Here is a 14,888-nt window from a genome sequence, read left to right as displayed (position 1 = left end):
CCCATCACCGATCAGGCGGCCATCTTCTCGCATGCATCAGCACAGCGCTCGCACGCGGCGACGCACTCTTCCATGCCGTCGAGCCCGCGGCAGGTCTCTGCGCAAGCTCGGCAGATCTGGGCGCAGATGCCGCATACGAGCTTATGCTGGTCGGACCCGCGCGCCATGAAATCGAGTGAGGTGGCGCAAATTTGCGCGCAATCGAGCATGATCTTGATGTGGTCGGGCGCGGCATGTGCGCCGCCCACCTGAAGGCAGTGCTGGGTGGTCATCGACAGGCAGGTGACGTGGCAGTGATGGCAGGCGTCCATGCAAGCCTGCATCTCGGCGCTCATATGATCGTGCATCGGTGATCTCCGCGTGAGCCCCCGCTCAAAGAGTAATACGCGGCTTGCTACTTGTACCCTCAAGCGTGCGAGAGGGCGTCTATGACGCGGCAATCAGCGATGATCGTGGCAGTGCAGGCGCCGCCCCACTGCGCGATCTCAGCACGGAGCGCAGCAAGGTCCGCTAGCTTGCGGTCAATCTCCTGAATGTGAACCGTAGCTATCGCGTCGGCCTCTGCGCAGGAACCGCGAGGATCGTCCGCCAAGCGAAGGAGGTCGCGCACCTGGTCGAGGGTGAAACCCAGATCACGCGAGCGTTTGATGAACGCGAGACGATCGAGATGCGATTGCCCGTAGAGCCGATAGTTTCCACCGCTGCGCTCCGGGGGCGCGATCAGACCCTCGGCCTCGTAGAATCGAACCGTCTCGACCTTCAGCCCGGTCCGCTGCGCGATCTCACCAATCTTCATCGCTTACCTCTTGACCCTCTAGTAGGATGAGGGTTCATATAGAGCGTCTGATCCACGAATCGAGCTTCGATAATGGCAGACGCTTGTTGCTCAGCGAAACGCGACACGATCGCGGAACTCGGTCGCAAGGCCGAGCAGCGCCGCGTGCTAATCATCGTGATGCTCATCAATCTCGCGATGTTCGTGGTCGAATTTGGCGGCGGCGTTGTCGCGCGTTCCTCCGCCTTGATGGCGGATTCGGTCGACATGTTCGGCGACGCGGTGGTCTATGCGCTCAGTCTCTATGCACTGCATCAGGGGGCGCGCTGGGGAGCGGGCGCGGCGCTGGCGAAGGGCGGCATCATCTTGGCTTTCGGCGTCGCGGTCATTTTCGAGATCGCGGACAAGATTGCGAACGGCGTTCCTCCGGCATCGGGCTTGATGCTCGGGGTTGGCAGCGCCGCGCTGGTTGCGAACCTCATCTGCCTGGCGCTGCTCTGGCGCTTCCGCCGCGAGAATGTGAATATGTCGAGCACGTTCGAGTGCTCGCGCAATGATGTCGCGTCGAACGTCGGGGTTCTCGCGGCTGCCGGATTGGTCGGCCTGACCGGCTCGGTTTGGCCGGACATCATTGTCGGCGGATTGATCGCCGCGATTTTCCTGCGCTCGGCATGGCGCGTGCTTCGCGAAGCCTGGCCGGCATGGCGTGCCGCGAAGGCACCGGCTCGCGAGTTATTGCAATGACATGGAAACCTCTCCGTGGTAAGGGCGGGTTCGTGCGAGCCTTTTTGCCTCTCCTGACATGCCTGATGCTGGTTCTCACCAGCTTCTCCGGCATGGCTCATGCCGCCGATTTGGCGGGGGGAAGCATCGCGGGCGTTGAGTTTACCGTTCATACCGCCGGTGACATCGACGAGGTTCCGTCGGATGCGGACAAGAACGTCCCGCACCATCACAATTACTGTCACGGGCATGATGTTGGTGCGCCTGCGCGCACGACGATCGAATATACCCACGTCCTCACGATGCCCAAGCCGACAATCTCCGCCTCTGCGTCGCTCGATGGCCGCACTGGCATGGTCCATTTGAGGCCTCCGCAAGCCTGACGTCCGATTTGGGCGCGCGTTGGGCGCGCCCCTGTCGATCATCGTCAGGAGTCCTATTTTCATGTATCGTATCCTCGCGGCCATGCTGGCCGCAGCGTCGTGCGTCACTATGGCGCAGGCGCAGGTCGGACCGTCCGCGGCTGTTACGCAGGACGTGCCGATCTACACTCTTGACCAAGCGGTCAGTGCAGCGGGTGGTTCGGCCCCTGCTGCCGAAGCGGCGACAGCCGCGATTGACGCGGCCCGTGCGGGCCGTACGGTCGCCGGATTGCGGCCCAACCCGGTTGTCCAGGGCCAGGTTGAGAACGTCATCGGCTCGGGGCCGTATCGGGGTGTCCGCAGCGCGGAATCTACGGTCGGCTTTGCGATCCCGATCGAGCTAGGCGGCAAGCGCGGCGCCCGCGTCGCGGTCGCCAATGCGCAATTGTCCCGGGCCGAGATCCAGGCCGCGATCATCGCAGCCGATGTCCGGCTTCAGGTGACGCAGCTCTATGTCGAAGCGGTCGCAGCCGACCGGCGGGTGGCGACGGCGCGGGATCAGGCCCGGATCGCCAGCGACGCGCTGCGCGCTGCGAGCGTCCGGGTGCAGGCGGGACGTGCGTCGCCGCTGGAGCAACAGCGCGCGGATGTCGCGCGCATCAATGCCGATGCCAATGTGGAGCGGCAGCTTCGCTTGGCAGAGGCCGCCCGCGCCAATCTGGCGCGTCGGATTGGCCGACCGATCGACGGCGCGCTCGATGACACGCTGCTCGATCGCCTGCCGGGGGCGAACGTCTATGGGCCGGTGGCACCGGTCAACACAACCGGCACGCTCGCGCTGGCGGCGGCGAACGCGGATTTCTCGATCGCGGAAGCCGGCGTGCGGCTCGCGCGCGCCAATCGCGTCCCTGACCTCAATGTCGGGCCTGCGATCCGCCGCCTGGAAGCGACCAACGATATGGCGGCGGTGTTCACCGTGTCGATCCCGATCCCGGTGTTCAACAATGGTCGCGCGGCGATCGCGCAGGCGACCGCGCAGCGGACACAGGCGGATGCACAGCGTCGCGTGACCGCGCTCGACATCGAACAGGCGATCACGGACGCGCAGGCGCAAGCGGCCAATGCCGCAACGACGGCTCGTGCGGCGTCTGGGCCGGCGCTGGCGGCTGCACAGGAGGCCGCCCGCATCGCGCGGATCGGTTATCGCGAGGGCAAGTTCGGCCAGCTCGAATTGCTCGATGCGGAACGCACTCTCGCTGAAACGCGGGTCGCCGCGATCGATGCGCTTGCCAACTACCAGAATGCCCGCGCGCAAGTGGAGCGACTGACCGCTCCTGCGCCCAATGGGGGAAATCAGTGATGAAGAGCTTCTATCTCGCGGGCGCGGCGTCACTCGCCCTGCTGTTGGCTGCCTGCGGTGGCAAAGACACCGGGAACGAGGCGGCCGCCAATGGAGCAGCCGGCAATGAAGCGGCTGCTGGTGCGGAAAAGGGCGGTGCTGAAGGCGGTCACGCTGATGAGGGCGTCGTCCTATTGGGTGCCGATCAGATCGCTGCGGCGGGCGTCCAGGTCGGACGGCCGATCATCGGCGGAGCCGGAACGATCGAGCTTCCCGCGATCATCGAGGGCGATCCCCAAGGCACGCAAGTCGTCTCGGCCGCGATCGCGGGACGGGTGGTCGCACTGACGCGCAACCTTGGTCAATCCGTGGGGCGCGGCCAGACTATTGCGGTAATCGAGAGCCGCGAGGCGGCGCAAATCAAGGGCGAGGTCGAAGCGGCACGGGCACGGCTTCAGCTCGCCAATTCGAACCTCGCACGCGAGCAACGGCTGTACGCGCAGAAGGTGTCTCCTGAGCAGGATCTGATTGCTGCCCGCACGGCGGCGACGGAAGCGCGGATCGCGCTGACGCAGGCGCGGAGCATGGTGTCGGCCGCCGGTGTCGGCGGCGGTGGTCTCAACCGGCTCGGCATCGCCGCGCCGATCTCGGGACAGATCATCGCGCGCCCCGTGACGCTGGGACAGACGGTTGCGGCGGACGCCGAACTCTATCGCATTGCCAACCTGAGCCAGGTGTCGATCGCGCTCAATCTGAAGGCTGAGGATGCGGGCCGGGTACGCCCCGGCAACACGGTACTGGTCAAGGCGGCGGGCCGTCAGGCGACCGCGCGCGTGACCTTCGTGTCGCCAGCACTCGATCCGCAGACGCGGCTCGTGCCCGCCCTTGCCACGCTCGACAATCGCGGTGGTGAATGGCGGGTCGGCGAGCCGGTGACGGCTGCCGTCCAGCTCACGGGCAGCGGCGGTAGCGGCGCAATCCGCGTGCCGACAACGGCGGTCCAGAGCTTCGAGGGCAAGTCGGTCGTGTTCGTTCGCACGCCTACGGGCTTCAAGGCGACTCCGGTCCAGCTCGGCGATGCATCGGGCGACACGGTGATCGTCCGCTCGGGCCTGACCGGCAACGAACAGATCGCCACCACCGGAAGCTTCACGCTCAAGGCCGAGATCGGCAAGGGCGAAGCGAGCCACGAGGATTAAGCCATGATCGCCCGCATCGTCACATGGGCGGTCGAGAAGCGCTGGCTTGTCCTGCTGCTCACCGTCATCGTCGCCGCCATCGGCGCGTTTTCCCTCTACCGGCTGCCGATCGACGCGGTGCCGGACATCACCAATAATCAGGTCCAGATTAACGTCCGCGCACCCGCGCTCTCGCCCGAGCTGGTCGAGAAGCAGGTGTCGTTCCCGATCGAAACCGCGCTCGCCGGCACTCCAGGCCTTGAATATACGCGCTCGCTGAGCCGCAACGGCTTCGCGCAGATCACCGCGGTCTTTTCGGACGCCACGGACATCTATTTCGCCCGTCAGCAGGTGGGTGAACGTCTGCAGGGCGTGCAGGAGAACCTGCCCGATGGCGTAAACCCCGAAATGGGTCCGATCGCGACCGGCTTGGGCGAGGTGTATATGTACACCGTTCGGCTCGAGCATCGCGCAGACGACAAGCACAAGCCCGGTGAACCGGGCCAACAGCCCGATGGCAGTTATATCACGCCAGAGGGCGAGCGACTGACGACCGAAGAGGACAAGGCGACCTACCTGCGCACTGCGCAGGACTGGATCGTCACGCCGCTTCTCAAGAACACTCCGGGCCTCGCCGGCGTCGACTCGATTGGCGGTTACGCCAAGCAGTTCCTCGTCGTGCCCGATGTGCAGAAGCTGGCCTCGCTCGGCATCACGCTGACCGACCTGGGCAATGCGCTGGAGCGCAACAACACCAGCGTCGGCGGCGGCTTCGTCAATCGCAATGGCGAAGGTCTGGCTGTCCGCTCGGATGCGCTGGTGCGCAATGCCGGCGAGTTGGCCAGGACCGTGATCGCGACACGTAACGGCGTGCCGATCACGGTCGAACAAGTCGCGACCGTGAAGACGGGTCAGGCGATCCGCATGGGTTCGGCCTCGGAGAATGGCACGGAAGTCGTCGTCGGCACCGCGATCATGCGGATCGGCGAGAACAGCCGCGTCGTGTCGACCGCGGTCGCGGAGAAGCTTAAGACGATCAACGCGTCGCTGCCCCCTGACGTCGTAATCCAGCCGGTGCTCAACCGCACCGAACTGGTCAACTCGACGATCAAAACGGTTGCCAAGAACCTGTCGGAAGGCGCGGTACTGGTCATCGTCGTGCTCTTCCTGCTGCTCGGAAACTTCCGTGCGGCGCTGATTGCGGCGCTGGTCATCCCGATTACCATGATGCTGACCGGCTTCGGGATGCTGCGTGCTGGCGTCTCGGCCAATCTGATGAGCCTCGGCGCCCTAGACTTCGGTCTGATCGTCGATGGCGCCGTCATCATCGTCGAAAACGCACTGCGCCGGCTTGCCGAGCAACAGCATCATGAAGGCCGATTGCTCAGCGTCAAGGAACGGCTCGCAACCGTGGCAGCCGCTGCGCGTGAGATGATCCGTCCCTCGGTGTACGGGCAGGCGATCATCATTCTTGTCTATGTGCCGCTGCTCACATTGACAGGCGTGGAGGGCAAGACGTTCGTGCCGATGGCGCTCACCGTCATCATCGCGCTCGCCTTCGCCTTCATCCTCTCTCTCACCTTCGTGCCGGCGATGATCGCGATCTGGCTATCGAAGAAGGTTGAGGAGAAGGACGGCCGCATCATCACGTGGCTGAAGAAGCGCTACGAACCTGGTCTTGATCGGGCCATGAAGCGTCCGACCGTGACGATCGGGGCGGGTGTCGCGAGCCTTGTGGTGGCGGCGCTGGCCTTCACCACGCTCGGCTCGGTGTTCCTGCCGCAGCTCGATGAAGGCGATTTGCTAATCCAGTCGCTCCGTATTCCGGCGACGTCGGTCCAGCAGAGCCAGGCGATGCAGGTGCCGATCGAGCGAATGATGTCGAAGCAGCCGGAGGTGCAGTTCGTCTATTCCAAGACGGGCACCGCCGAGCTGGCGGCCGACCCGATGCCGCCGAACGCAACCGACATGTTCGTTATCCTGAAGCCGCGCAAGGATTGGCCGGATCCTGAGCTTCCCAAGGAGGAGCTGGTCAGCCGGATCGAGGGTAAGCTCGCGAAGATCCCGGGCAATGCCTACGAGATCACCCAGCCCATCCAGATGCGCTTCAACGAGCTGATCGCCGGCGTGCGCGGTGACATCGCGGTGAAGGTGTTCGGGGACGACTTCAACCAGATGAACCGGACGGCCGAGCAAATCGCTGCGACGCTGCGTAAGACGCAGGGTGCCGCGGACGTGAAAGTCGAGCAAACGACAGGTCTTCCCATGCTCGACATTCGCGTCAATCGTGACGCGATGGCGCGCTTGGGCGTTACGGCGCAAGACGTGCAGGACACCGTGACTGCCACGATCGGCGGGCGAACCTCGGGCCAGATCTTCGAGGGCGATCGTCGCTTCCCGGTGGTGATCCGCCTGTCTGAGGCGCAGCGCGCCGACATCGGCCTGCTCCAGCAGGTGCAGGTGCCGGTCGCAGGCGGCGGCTATGTGCCGCTGTCCAGCGTCGCCGAGATCAAGGTGGTCGACGGTCCCAACCAGATCAGCCGCGAGAATGGCAAACGGCGCGTGGTGGTGCAAGCCAACGTGCGTGGCCGCGACGTCGGATCGGTGGTTGCGGATGCGCAGGCAGCGATCGCCAGCCAGGTTCGGCTGCCTGCCGGTACCTATCTCGAATGGGGCGGCCAATTCGAAAACCTGCAATCGGCAAGCGAGCGGCTGAAGCTGGTTATTCCGGCCTGCTTCATCCTGATCCTGTTGCTGCTCTATGGCGCATTGGGATCGGTCCGCGATGCCGCGATCGTCTTCACCGGCGTGCCCTTCGCGCTGGTGGGCGGTGTCCTGCTGCTCTTCTTGCGAGGCATGGACTTTTCGATTTCGGCGGCGGTGGGCTTCATCGCCCTGTCGGGCATCGCGGTCCTCAACGGCCTCGTGATGGTCAGCTCGATCCAGGATCTGATCCGGTCGGGGCTATCGCGCGAAGAGGCGGCCCATGTCGGCGCAATGCAGCGACTGCGGCCCGTGGTCATGACCGCGCTCGTCGCCAGCCTCGGCTTCGTGCCGATGGCGCTTGGCGAGGGCGCGGGTGCGGAGGTGCAGAAGCCCTTGGCGACAGTTGTCATCGGCGGCTTGATCTCGGCGACGCTGCTGACGCTGTTCGTGCTGCCGACCCTCTATGCCCGCTTCGGTCAGAAGGTGATCGAGAAATCCGAGCACTACAATGAGGAGCATGAAGGGGACGACCACGGTCAGACCTTCGTGAACAACTTGGCCTGATGGGTGAGCGGGGGCGATCCGCGATCGCCCCCGCTCATCTCTGGGAGATGAGGATATGCCTCGCACCATAACCAGCTCAATGCTTCACGGCGGGCCACTGCGGATCTGGTCGGCACTCACCGACCCGGATCATCGCCGAGCTTGGAGCCCGCTGGTACTCCTCGATAACCCGGGTCAGCTCGGCGACACGAGAGGAACCTTTGCGATCCAGGGCATCAACCGGCCGATTCGGACGCCGGCACGGATCGATCAATTCGATAAGCCGCGAGCCTTCGCTTGGTCCTGCGGCATCCCTTATCTGTTCACGCTCGAAGAGCGGTACGAGCTGGCAGGGGACGATGGTGGCACCAGGCTAACACATAGCTGCACGCTGCGCGGGGCGCTGTCTCTGCCGTTCGCGGCGATGATGTTGCGTCGCCTGCGGTCCCTGATGATCGAGGCTGACGATCGCCTCGCAACCTATCTGCGCTGGCGGGTGGGTCAGCCTGCCCTTGGGATCAATCGTCAGCGCGTCCCCTCCCGCTACAGGAGGAAGGCGCGATGATGCCGTCGAAGCGGGTACTGCCCGCCCTCATCCTCGTTGTCGGGCTGGCGGCTTGCACGGAAGGCAAGCCGCCAGCCCCGCCAACGGAGCAGCAAATCCATTCGTCCGACAGCGCCGTGGCGACCGGGGAAATGGGGCGCCATCCCTATCGCTGTTCCGACGGGGAACCGCTGTTCGTCGACTACAAGGACAACGGCCTGCAGATCGATTTGCGGCGCTCCAGCAGCGCCGTGCCCATAACGCTGACCGCGCCAGCGCAGGGCCTCCAATATGTCGGCGAGACAGCCACCGCGACCTTCAAGGGGTCGCAGCTCACCGTCGTGGAAGGCGAGGGCCGCACCCGAATCTGCGAACGGGAGGGCACCCGATGAACCGTCCTGTCTTCCGACATGTCGCACTGCAACGGGAGAGAAACGATGTCTGACACGTCGATCTCGAATGTGATGGCCATTCGCGCCGAAGTGATCGCGCGAAGCCGCGCTTTGCGTGAGGCGCAGCCGACGGCACCACCCGGCGTGACGCCGACCGCTCCGGTGTCGAACTTCGCCGACACCCTCAATGCCGTGGTCGCGAAGGTCAACGAGACCCAGGAGCAAGAGGATGTCGTCACCGAAGCATATGAGCGTGGCGAAACCACCGACATCGCAACCGTCGCGCTCATCCAGAGCCGCGCATCCATTACTTTCGAGGCGACCCTGCAAGTCCGGAACAAGCTGCTGTCCGCTTATCGGGACATCATGAACATGCCGATCGGATGACGATCGCTACGAGATTTAGGGCGTAATTGATATGATAGTCGGCGCGAGGCCTCGTTTTAAGCAGATCATTATCGAGGTTTGGAAGCCTCTCACGATCCTGTTCGTGTGGGACGTGGCGGTGACGGCATTCCACATGATGACCCCGATCAAGGAACCGCCTTTGCCGACGGCGCTGTTTGGCACTGCCATCGCGCTCTTCATGGGGTTTCGGACCAACGCTGCTTATGCTCGCTGGTGGGAAGCGCGAACCCTTTGGGGCGCGCTCATCAATGCGTCGCGCAGCCTGGCTAGGATCACACGCAGCCTGACCAAGGGAGAACCCGAGGGCAGCGAGATGCGGCACAACATCATCCTGCGGCAGATCGCCTTCGCGCACTCGATGCGCTGCCAGCTTCGCCGACAGTCGCCCTATGAAGAGATTGGCCGGATCGCTGGAACGGACGTCGCCGATATGGCGGTCGCTCGCCTGAACCCTGCGAACGCACTCTTGGAGGACATATCGGGCATCTACGCCGACGCGCTCGCGGAAGGTCGGATCACCGAAATCCAGCAGGCGACTGTAGAGCGCGTCCTGATCGACATCGCCAATGCGCAGGGCGGCATGGAGCGGATCAAGAACACGCCGCTGCCCAATGGCTTTCGGTTCTTTCCGAACCTCTTCACGCGCGTGTTCTGCGTGCTGCTCCCGATTGCGCTGGTTGAATCCCTGGGGCTCGCCACGCCGATCGGATCGACGCTGATCGGACTCGTCTTCCTTGCGGTGCTGAGCATCGGCGAGGATCTGACTGATCCGTTCGCCAATAGCGTCCACGATGTCCCGCTCACGGCCATGTGCCGCACGATCGAGATCGACCTTCTTCAGACGGCTGGACTGCCAGCCCCTGAGCCGGTGACGCCCGATCACGGCGTGCTGTGGTGAGGGCGATGCACGCCGTGCGGCACCTGCCTGGCCTGACAGCCGCGCGCATCGGCGCCGTTCTGTTCGCGGGTATGGTCGTAGGGGCGTGCAATCCCGCGCCGAGCGGACCGACTGAGCCGGCGCATGAAAAGCATCTGACACCTCGATTGATTGCGCAACGCATCATGTATTGCGACGACGGATCGCGCGCCGATGTCGACTTCATCGACGACGGCCTGAAAATGGCTGTCACCTGGCTGCCCAGGGGCAGAACTGAGATCCTGCGCGCGCAACGTACTGGCGAGGAATTTCGCGGCGACCGGTCGCGGGCAGTCGTGGCCGGCGGGTCGATCGCCTTCACGCAGCGCGGGAAGATCCGCGTCTGTCATCGAACCCCGGAGGAATCATAGGATATGCAGGCATTGCTGTACACGCTTGCGCCTGTGCTGGCGGTCGTGCTCGGCGCGATCATCGCGAGCCGGACCAAATTAAATCCTGGCGTCGTGGCGGGCCTCCAGCATCTCGCTGCCGGCGTCGTGTTTGCGGCGGCAGCGACTGAAATCCTGCCGCAGGTCAAGCATGAGGCTTCACCTAGCGCTACGTTGATCGGCGGGGCGGCGGGCGTTGCGACGATGCTGGGTCTCAAGGCTTTCGAGGCCCGCTTCAAGGGGCCAATGGCACTGCTCGCCGCGATCGGCATTGACATTCTGGTCGATGGTCTGGTGCTCGGCCTCGCGTTCGTCGCGGGTGAGAAGGCGGGATTTCTGCTGACGATCGCGCTGACGCTCGAAGTGCTCTTCCTTGGTCTGACACTGACCGACGAGCTGGCGGAAACCTATTGCTCGCGCCTGCGCATCATCGTGACTGTGTCGGCATTGGCGCTGCTGCTGCCGATCGGCGCACTCGCGGCTGTTCCTGTCGCCACGCTCTCACCGGTAATGGTCGCTGGCTTCCTGAGTTTTGGTCTGATGGCGCTGCTCTACCTCGTCACGGAAGAGCTGCTGGTCGAGGCGCACGAGAAGCCTGACACCCCACTCATCAGCTCGATGTTCTTCGTGGGATTCCTTGCCCTGCTGACGCTTGAGGAGATCATGGGATGATTTCGAGCAACGACAACAATGGCGGGCAAGAGCGTCGCACACTTTGGATCGTCCTGCTGCTGAACGCGGCGATCGCGGGGGGTTTCTTCGTCTCAGGATTTTTCGCGGACTCGAGCGCTCTGATCGCCAACGGCGTCGACAACCTGTCCGATACGGCCGTGTATGCGCTGAGCCTTGTGGCGCTCACCCGGGGCCAGACGTGGAAGACACGCGCCGCGGTCGCTTCGGGCGTCATGCTGCTGATCTTCGCGGGCGGCATCCTGATCGACGTTGGCCGGCGCTACCTTCAAGGCAGCGAACCGATCGGACCGACCATGATGGTCATGTCGGCGATCGCCGGCGTCGTGAACTACCTCTGCCTGCGGCTGCTCCAGCGGCTCAAGGATCCGGACGTCAACCTTCGGGCCGCCACCACCTTCAGCTTCAATGACTTCATTTCCAATGGCGGCATCCTGATTGCCGGCGTGCTGGTGCTGTGGCTGGGCACCAACTGGCCGGACCTTCTGGTCGGCTTCGCTACCGCCATCATCGCCATCAAGGGCGGTGTCGAAATCCTGCGCGACGCGCGCGCCGAAACCAAGAAAAGCGAAAGGAGGTCGTCATGAACGACAAGCTCGAACTCGATATTCCAGTATTGTTGCCGGACCTTCCTGACGCGGCCGACGCTTGCCTGGACCGTCTCGTATCGACCCTGTCGAAACGCGAAGGCGTCGAGCGAGCGCATGTGATCTGCCTCGAAGGCGACACGCCGGCGGCCCTGTGCATCCATTTCGACGCCGCCAAGCTGCCGTTGCCACGATTGCGCGAAATGGTGCGGGCCGCAGGCGCAGAAATCACCGAACGCTACGGCCATGCGATCTGGCAGGTGACAGGGATCAGTCACGAACGGCGGGCGCGCACGGTCAGCGATGCGCTATGCGCGTTGCCCGGGGTGGTACAGGCAAGCGCCAGCACCAGCGGGTCGGTCCGGGTCGAATATGATCGCCGAGAGACCACAGAAGAGGAAGTGCGCGCTGCTCTTCGCAAGCTGAAGGTGAGGGTTGGCAAGCGGGTCGCCGCCGATGACCATGCCGGCCACGACCACGGCCCCGGGGGCCACGACGCGGGCGAAGAGAAGCACGGCCCCGGCGATGGTCACGACCATAGCCACGCCGAATTTCTAGGCCCCAATACCGAGCTGATCTTCGCGCTTGCCTGCGGCGCGCTGCTGGGGATCGGCTATGCGATCGAGAGGCTGGTTGTTGGCGCACCGGAGTGGCTGCCCACGGCCTGCTATGTCGCAGCCTATTTCTTCGGCGGATTCTTCACGCTGCGCGAGGCGATCGACAACCTTCGGATGAAGAAGTTCGAGATCGACACGCTGATGTTGGTCGCTGCCGCCGGCGCCGCTGCGCTGGGCGCATGGGCCGAAGGCGCGCTGCTGCTATTCCTGTTCAGCCTTGGCCATGCGCTTGAGCATTACGCGATGGGACGCGCCAAGAAGGCGATCGAGGCGCTGGCGAAGCTCGCGCCCGAAACCGCGACCGTGCGACGCGACGGCCAGACCAGCGAAATCCCGGTCGAGCAAATGGTCGTTGGGGACATTGCCATTGTCCGCCCGAACGAGCGCCTGCCTGCTGACGGCTTCGTCACCAAGGGCACCAGCGCGATCAACCAGGCCCCGGTGACGGGTGAAAGCATCCCGGTCGACAAGGTGCCGGTCGCCGATGCCGCAGCGGCGCGGGCAAAGCCTGATGCAGTGGACGCGGAAAGCCGGGTTTTTGCCGGTACGATCAACGGTGGCGGCGCGATCGAGATCGAGGTGACACGCCGTTCCAATGAAAGCGCGCTCGCCAAGGTCGTGAAGATGGTGAGCGAAGCGGAGACGCAGAAGTCGCCGACGCAGCGCTTCACCGATCGGTTTGAGCGGATCTTCGTGCCTGCTGTCCTGATCCTGTCGGTGCTCCTGCTCTTCGCATGGGTGGTCGTCGACGAGCCGTTCCGCGACAGCTTCTATCGCGCGATGGCGGTGCTGGTGGCGGCAAGCCCGTGCGCGCTCGCCATTGCAACGCCGAGCGCTGTCCTGTCTGGCGTTGCCCGTGCAGCGCGGGGCGGCGTGCTCGTGAAGGGCGGTGCACCGCTCGAAAACCTCGGGTCGCTCAAGGCGATCGCTTTCGACAAGACGGGCACGCTGACCGAAGGTCGTCCGCGCATCACCGATGTCGTGCCCGTCGATGGCGCCGATGAAGGCGAGCTGCTGGTGCTGGCCGTCGCCGTCGAAGCGTTGAGCGACCATCCTCTGGCCCAAGCGATCGTCAAGGACGGCCGCGAACGACTGAACGATCGTGCCGTGCCGACTGCCGGCGACCTCAAGAGCCTGACCGGTCGGGGCGTCACCGCGAGCGTGGATGGCGAGACGGTCTGGATCGGCAAGGCCGAGATGTTCGGGAGTGAGGGCATTCCGGCGCTAGGGCAGGGAGCGCAGAACGCGATCGCGAAACTGCGCGAGAACGGTCGCACGACGATGGTGGTCCGCAAGGGGGACCGCGACCTGGGCGCGATCGGCCTGATGGACACGCCCCGCGAAGCGGCAAAGACCGCGCTGCGCCGGCTGCACGAGATGGGCGTGTCGCGGATGATAATGATCTCTGGCGACCACCAGAAAGTCGCCGAAGCGATCGCTAACGAAGTCGGGATCGACGAGGCGTGGGGCGACCTCATGCCCGAAGACAAGGTTGCCGCGATCAAGAAACTCGCCGGCGAAGACAAGGTCGCAATGGTGGGTGACGGCGTGAACGATGCCCCGGCGATGGCAAGCGCCACGGTCGGCATCGCGATGGGCGCGGCGGGGTCGGACGTTGCGCTGGAGACAGCCGACGTCGCCCTGATGGCTGACGATCTGGCGCACCTGCCATTCGCGGTGGGCCTAAGCCGGCATACGCGTGGAATCATCCGGCAGAACGTCTTCGTCAGCCTGGGTGTCGTCGCCTTTCTCGTTCCTGCCACCATCCTTGGCCTCGGTATTGGGCCAGCAGTGGCGGTTCATGAGGGATCAACGCTGCTTGTTGTCATCAATGCGCTCAGGCTGCTCGCCTACCGCGATCCGGCGGGGAAGGCGGCATGAAGTGGATGATCGCCTTCGACCTCGACGGCACACTTGCCGAGAGCAAGCGGCCGCTATCGGAGGATATGGCCGCAACCCTCGCCCGATTGCTCGCCGTCACGGATGTGGCGGTGATCTCGGGCGGGGACTGGCCGCAGTTCGAAAAGCAGGTCGCCTCGCGTCTTCCTGCCGGCGCCGCGCTTGACCGTCTCTGGTTGATGCCGACCACAGGCACAAAACTCTATCGGTTCATCAATGGCGCTTGGCGCGCGGTATATGCCGAGCTGTTCGACGACGCAGAGAAGGCGACGATCCGCACGGCCTTCGATCAAGCCCTGACCGATGCCGGCCTCGCCGACGAACGTATCTGGGGCGAACGGATCGAGGACCGGGGCAGCCAGATCACCTTTTCGGGGCTGGGGCAGGCAGCGCCGCTAAAGGAAAAGGAAGCGTGGGATCCCGACCGAAAGAAGAGGACCGCTTTGCAGGCCACGTTGCGCGCGACGCTGCCGGACCTCTCGATTAATCTGGGTGGCACGACATCGATCGACGTGACCAGGGCAGGGGTGGACAAGGGCTATGGCCTGAACCGCCTGAGTGCTGAAAGCGGCGTCCCGCTCGACGGGATGCTGTTCATCGGCGATGCGATCTTCCCCGGTGGGAATGACTATCCCGCCGCTGAAATTGGCCTCGATACGGTGAGAGTGCGCGACGTTGCGGAAACCACCGCCGTCGTGACCGCCATCATCGCATGTCTGCACCGGTAGGGATCTCCGGTGTTCACGATCCCCGCCTTGGGCCTGAACGTCTGTGGGACTCCCCGCCCGACCTTACCCCTTTACCTCCGATCTGGAGCAAT

General features: G+C 64.3%; 16 protein-coding genes. 14 read left to right on the top strand and 2 right to left on the bottom strand.

The window, feature by feature from the left end:
- Window positions 1-11: 11 nt before the first annotated feature.
- On the bottom strand, window positions 12-335 hold the full coding sequence (locus GGQ96_RS17775) for a four-helix bundle copper-binding protein (protein ID WP_201279672.1): 324 nt from the start codon (window positions 333-335) through the stop codon (window positions 12-14).
- A gap of 71 nt (window positions 336-406) precedes the next feature.
- Entirely contained in the window at window positions 407-796 is a 390-nt protein-coding gene (locus GGQ96_RS17770) for a MerR family transcriptional regulator (protein WP_041043248.1), read from the bottom strand.
- 72 nt (window positions 797-868) lie between these two features.
- Here GGQ96_RS17770 and GGQ96_RS17765 point away from each other — a divergent pair, with 72 nt between their 5' ends.
- The 14 genes from GGQ96_RS17765 to GGQ96_RS17700 all read left to right on the top strand — a co-directional run bounded on the left by GGQ96_RS17765 (window position 869) and on the right by GGQ96_RS17700 (window position 14,796).
- On the top strand, window positions 869-1,519 hold the full coding sequence (locus tag GGQ96_RS17765; RefSeq protein WP_041043247.1) for a cation efflux transmembrane domain-containing protein: 651 nt from the start codon (window positions 869-871) through the stop codon (window positions 1,517-1,519).
- 65 nt (window positions 1,520-1,584) lie between these two features.
- On the top strand, window positions 1,585-1,881 hold the full coding sequence (locus GGQ96_RS17760) for a hypothetical protein (protein WP_041043298.1): 297 nt from the start codon (window positions 1,585-1,587) through the stop codon (window positions 1,879-1,881).
- A 61-nt stretch (window positions 1,882-1,942) separates the two neighbouring features.
- Window positions 1,943-3,220, top strand: a complete 1,278-nt coding sequence (locus tag GGQ96_RS17755; protein WP_041043246.1) for a TolC family protein — start codon at window positions 1,943-1,945, stop codon at window positions 3,218-3,220.
- The gene (locus tag GGQ96_RS17750) at window positions 3,220-4,398 is read left to right on the top strand and encodes an efflux RND transporter periplasmic adaptor subunit (protein ID WP_058733721.1); all 1,179 of its coding nucleotides are present in this window, start codon (window positions 3,220-3,222) and stop codon (window positions 4,396-4,398) included. Before GGQ96_RS17755 ends, GGQ96_RS17750 begins: the two co-directional genes overlap by 1 nt.
- 3 nt (window positions 4,399-4,401) lie before the next feature.
- On the top strand, window positions 4,402-7,647 hold the full coding sequence (locus tag GGQ96_RS17745) for an efflux RND transporter permease subunit (protein ID WP_058733722.1): 3,246 nt from the start codon (window positions 4,402-4,404) through the stop codon (window positions 7,645-7,647).
- 55 nt (window positions 7,648-7,702) lie between these two features.
- Window positions 7,703-8,191: an SRPBCC family protein gene (locus tag GGQ96_RS17740; RefSeq protein WP_041043242.1), complete on the top strand. Its 489-nt coding sequence runs from the start codon at window positions 7,703-7,705 to the stop codon at window positions 8,189-8,191.
- Complete coding sequence (locus GGQ96_RS17735; RefSeq protein WP_058733723.1) at window positions 8,188-8,562, top strand: hypothetical protein; 375 nt, start codon at window positions 8,188-8,190, stop codon at window positions 8,560-8,562. Before GGQ96_RS17740 ends, GGQ96_RS17735 begins: the two co-directional genes overlap by 4 nt.
- Window positions 8,563-8,607: 45 nt before the next feature.
- On the top strand, window positions 8,608-8,949 hold the full coding sequence (gene fliE / locus GGQ96_RS17730; protein WP_058733724.1) for a flagellar hook-basal body complex protein FliE: 342 nt from the start codon (window positions 8,608-8,610) through the stop codon (window positions 8,947-8,949).
- A 31-nt stretch (window positions 8,950-8,980) separates the two neighbouring features.
- Window positions 8,981-9,868, top strand: coding sequence for a bestrophin family protein (locus tag GGQ96_RS17725; RefSeq protein ID WP_071838549.1), 888 nt, complete (start codon window positions 8,981-8,983; stop codon window positions 9,866-9,868).
- 5 nt (window positions 9,869-9,873) lie between these two features.
- Complete coding sequence (locus GGQ96_RS17720; protein ID WP_058733671.1) at window positions 9,874-10,257, top strand: hypothetical protein; 384 nt, start codon at window positions 9,874-9,876, stop codon at window positions 10,255-10,257.
- Window positions 10,258-10,260: 3 nt separating this feature from the next.
- Window positions 10,261-10,947, top strand: coding sequence for a ZIP family metal transporter (locus tag GGQ96_RS17715; RefSeq protein ID WP_184116740.1), 687 nt, complete (start codon window positions 10,261-10,263; stop codon window positions 10,945-10,947).
- Entirely contained in the window at window positions 10,944-11,552 is a 609-nt protein-coding gene (locus tag GGQ96_RS17710; protein WP_041043238.1) for a cation efflux transmembrane domain-containing protein, read from the top strand. Before GGQ96_RS17715 ends, GGQ96_RS17710 begins: the two co-directional genes overlap by 4 nt.
- A complete protein-coding gene (locus tag GGQ96_RS17705; RefSeq protein WP_058733672.1) occupies window positions 11,549-14,050 on the top strand; it encodes a heavy metal translocating P-type ATPase in 2,502 nt (833 codons plus the stop codon). The genes GGQ96_RS17710 and GGQ96_RS17705 overlap by 4 nt, the downstream gene beginning before the upstream one ends.
- Window positions 14,047-14,796 carry an HAD-IIB family hydrolase gene (locus GGQ96_RS17700; RefSeq protein ID WP_041043236.1) on the top strand — a complete coding sequence of 250 codons (750 nt, stop codon included), beginning with the start codon at window positions 14,047-14,049 and terminating at the stop codon, window positions 14,794-14,796. Before GGQ96_RS17705 ends, GGQ96_RS17700 begins: the two co-directional genes overlap by 4 nt.
- Window positions 14,797-14,888: the final 92 nt, after the last annotated feature.

It is taken from the genome of Sphingomonas abaci (assembly GCF_014199625.1).
GTDB classification, from domain to species: domain Bacteria; phylum Pseudomonadota; class Alphaproteobacteria; order Sphingomonadales; family Sphingomonadaceae; genus Sphingomonas; species Sphingomonas abaci.
Note: the sequence above shows the minus strand (reverse complement) of the source record. Positions and strands in the feature narration are given on the sequence as shown.

Bases quoted from the DNA above. Each gene is read 5' to 3' on its own strand.
- GGQ96_RS17725 (WP_071838549.1), top strand. From the start codon at position 8,981: ATGATAGTCGGCGCGAGGCCTCGTTTTAAGCAGATCATTATCGAGGTT.
- GGQ96_RS17745 (WP_058733722.1), top strand. From the start codon at position 4,402: ATGATCGCCCGCATCGTCACATGGGCGGTCGAGAAGCGCTGGCTTGTC.
- GGQ96_RS17705 (WP_058733672.1), top strand. From the start codon at position 11,549: ATGAACGACAAGCTCGAACTCGATATTCCAGTATTGTTGCCGGACCTT.
- GGQ96_RS17700 (WP_041043236.1), top strand. From the start codon at position 14,047: ATGAAGTGGATGATCGCCTTCGACCTCGACGGCACACTTGCCGAGAGC.
- GGQ96_RS17750 (WP_058733721.1), top strand. From the start codon at position 3,220: ATGAAGAGCTTCTATCTCGCGGGCGCGGCGTCACTCGCCCTGCTGTTG.
- GGQ96_RS17775 (WP_201279672.1), bottom strand. From the start codon at position 335: ATGAGCGCCGAGATGCAGGCTTGCATGGACGCCTGCCATCACTGCCAC.
- GGQ96_RS17715 (WP_184116740.1), top strand. From the start codon at position 10,261: ATGCAGGCATTGCTGTACACGCTTGCGCCTGTGCTGGCGGTCGTGCTC.
- GGQ96_RS17735 (WP_058733723.1), top strand. From the start codon at position 8,188: ATGATGCCGTCGAAGCGGGTACTGCCCGCCCTCATCCTCGTTGTCGGG.
- GGQ96_RS17740 (WP_041043242.1), top strand. From the start codon at position 7,703: ATGCCTCGCACCATAACCAGCTCAATGCTTCACGGCGGGCCACTGCGG.
- GGQ96_RS17720 (WP_058733671.1), top strand. From the start codon at position 9,874: ATGCACGCCGTGCGGCACCTGCCTGGCCTGACAGCCGCGCGCATCGGC.
- GGQ96_RS17770 (WP_041043248.1), bottom strand. From the start codon at position 796: ATGAAGATTGGTGAGATCGCGCAGCGGACCGGGCTGAAGGTCGAGACG.
- GGQ96_RS17710 (WP_041043238.1), top strand. From the start codon at position 10,944: ATGATTTCGAGCAACGACAACAATGGCGGGCAAGAGCGTCGCACACTT.
- GGQ96_RS17765 (WP_041043247.1), top strand. From the start codon at position 869: ATGGCAGACGCTTGTTGCTCAGCGAAACGCGACACGATCGCGGAACTC.
- fliE (WP_058733724.1), top strand. From the start codon at position 8,608: ATGTCTGACACGTCGATCTCGAATGTGATGGCCATTCGCGCCGAAGTG.
- GGQ96_RS17755 (WP_041043246.1), top strand. From the start codon at position 1,943: ATGTATCGTATCCTCGCGGCCATGCTGGCCGCAGCGTCGTGCGTCACT.
- GGQ96_RS17760 (WP_041043298.1), top strand. From the start codon at position 1,585: ATGCTGGTTCTCACCAGCTTCTCCGGCATGGCTCATGCCGCCGATTTG.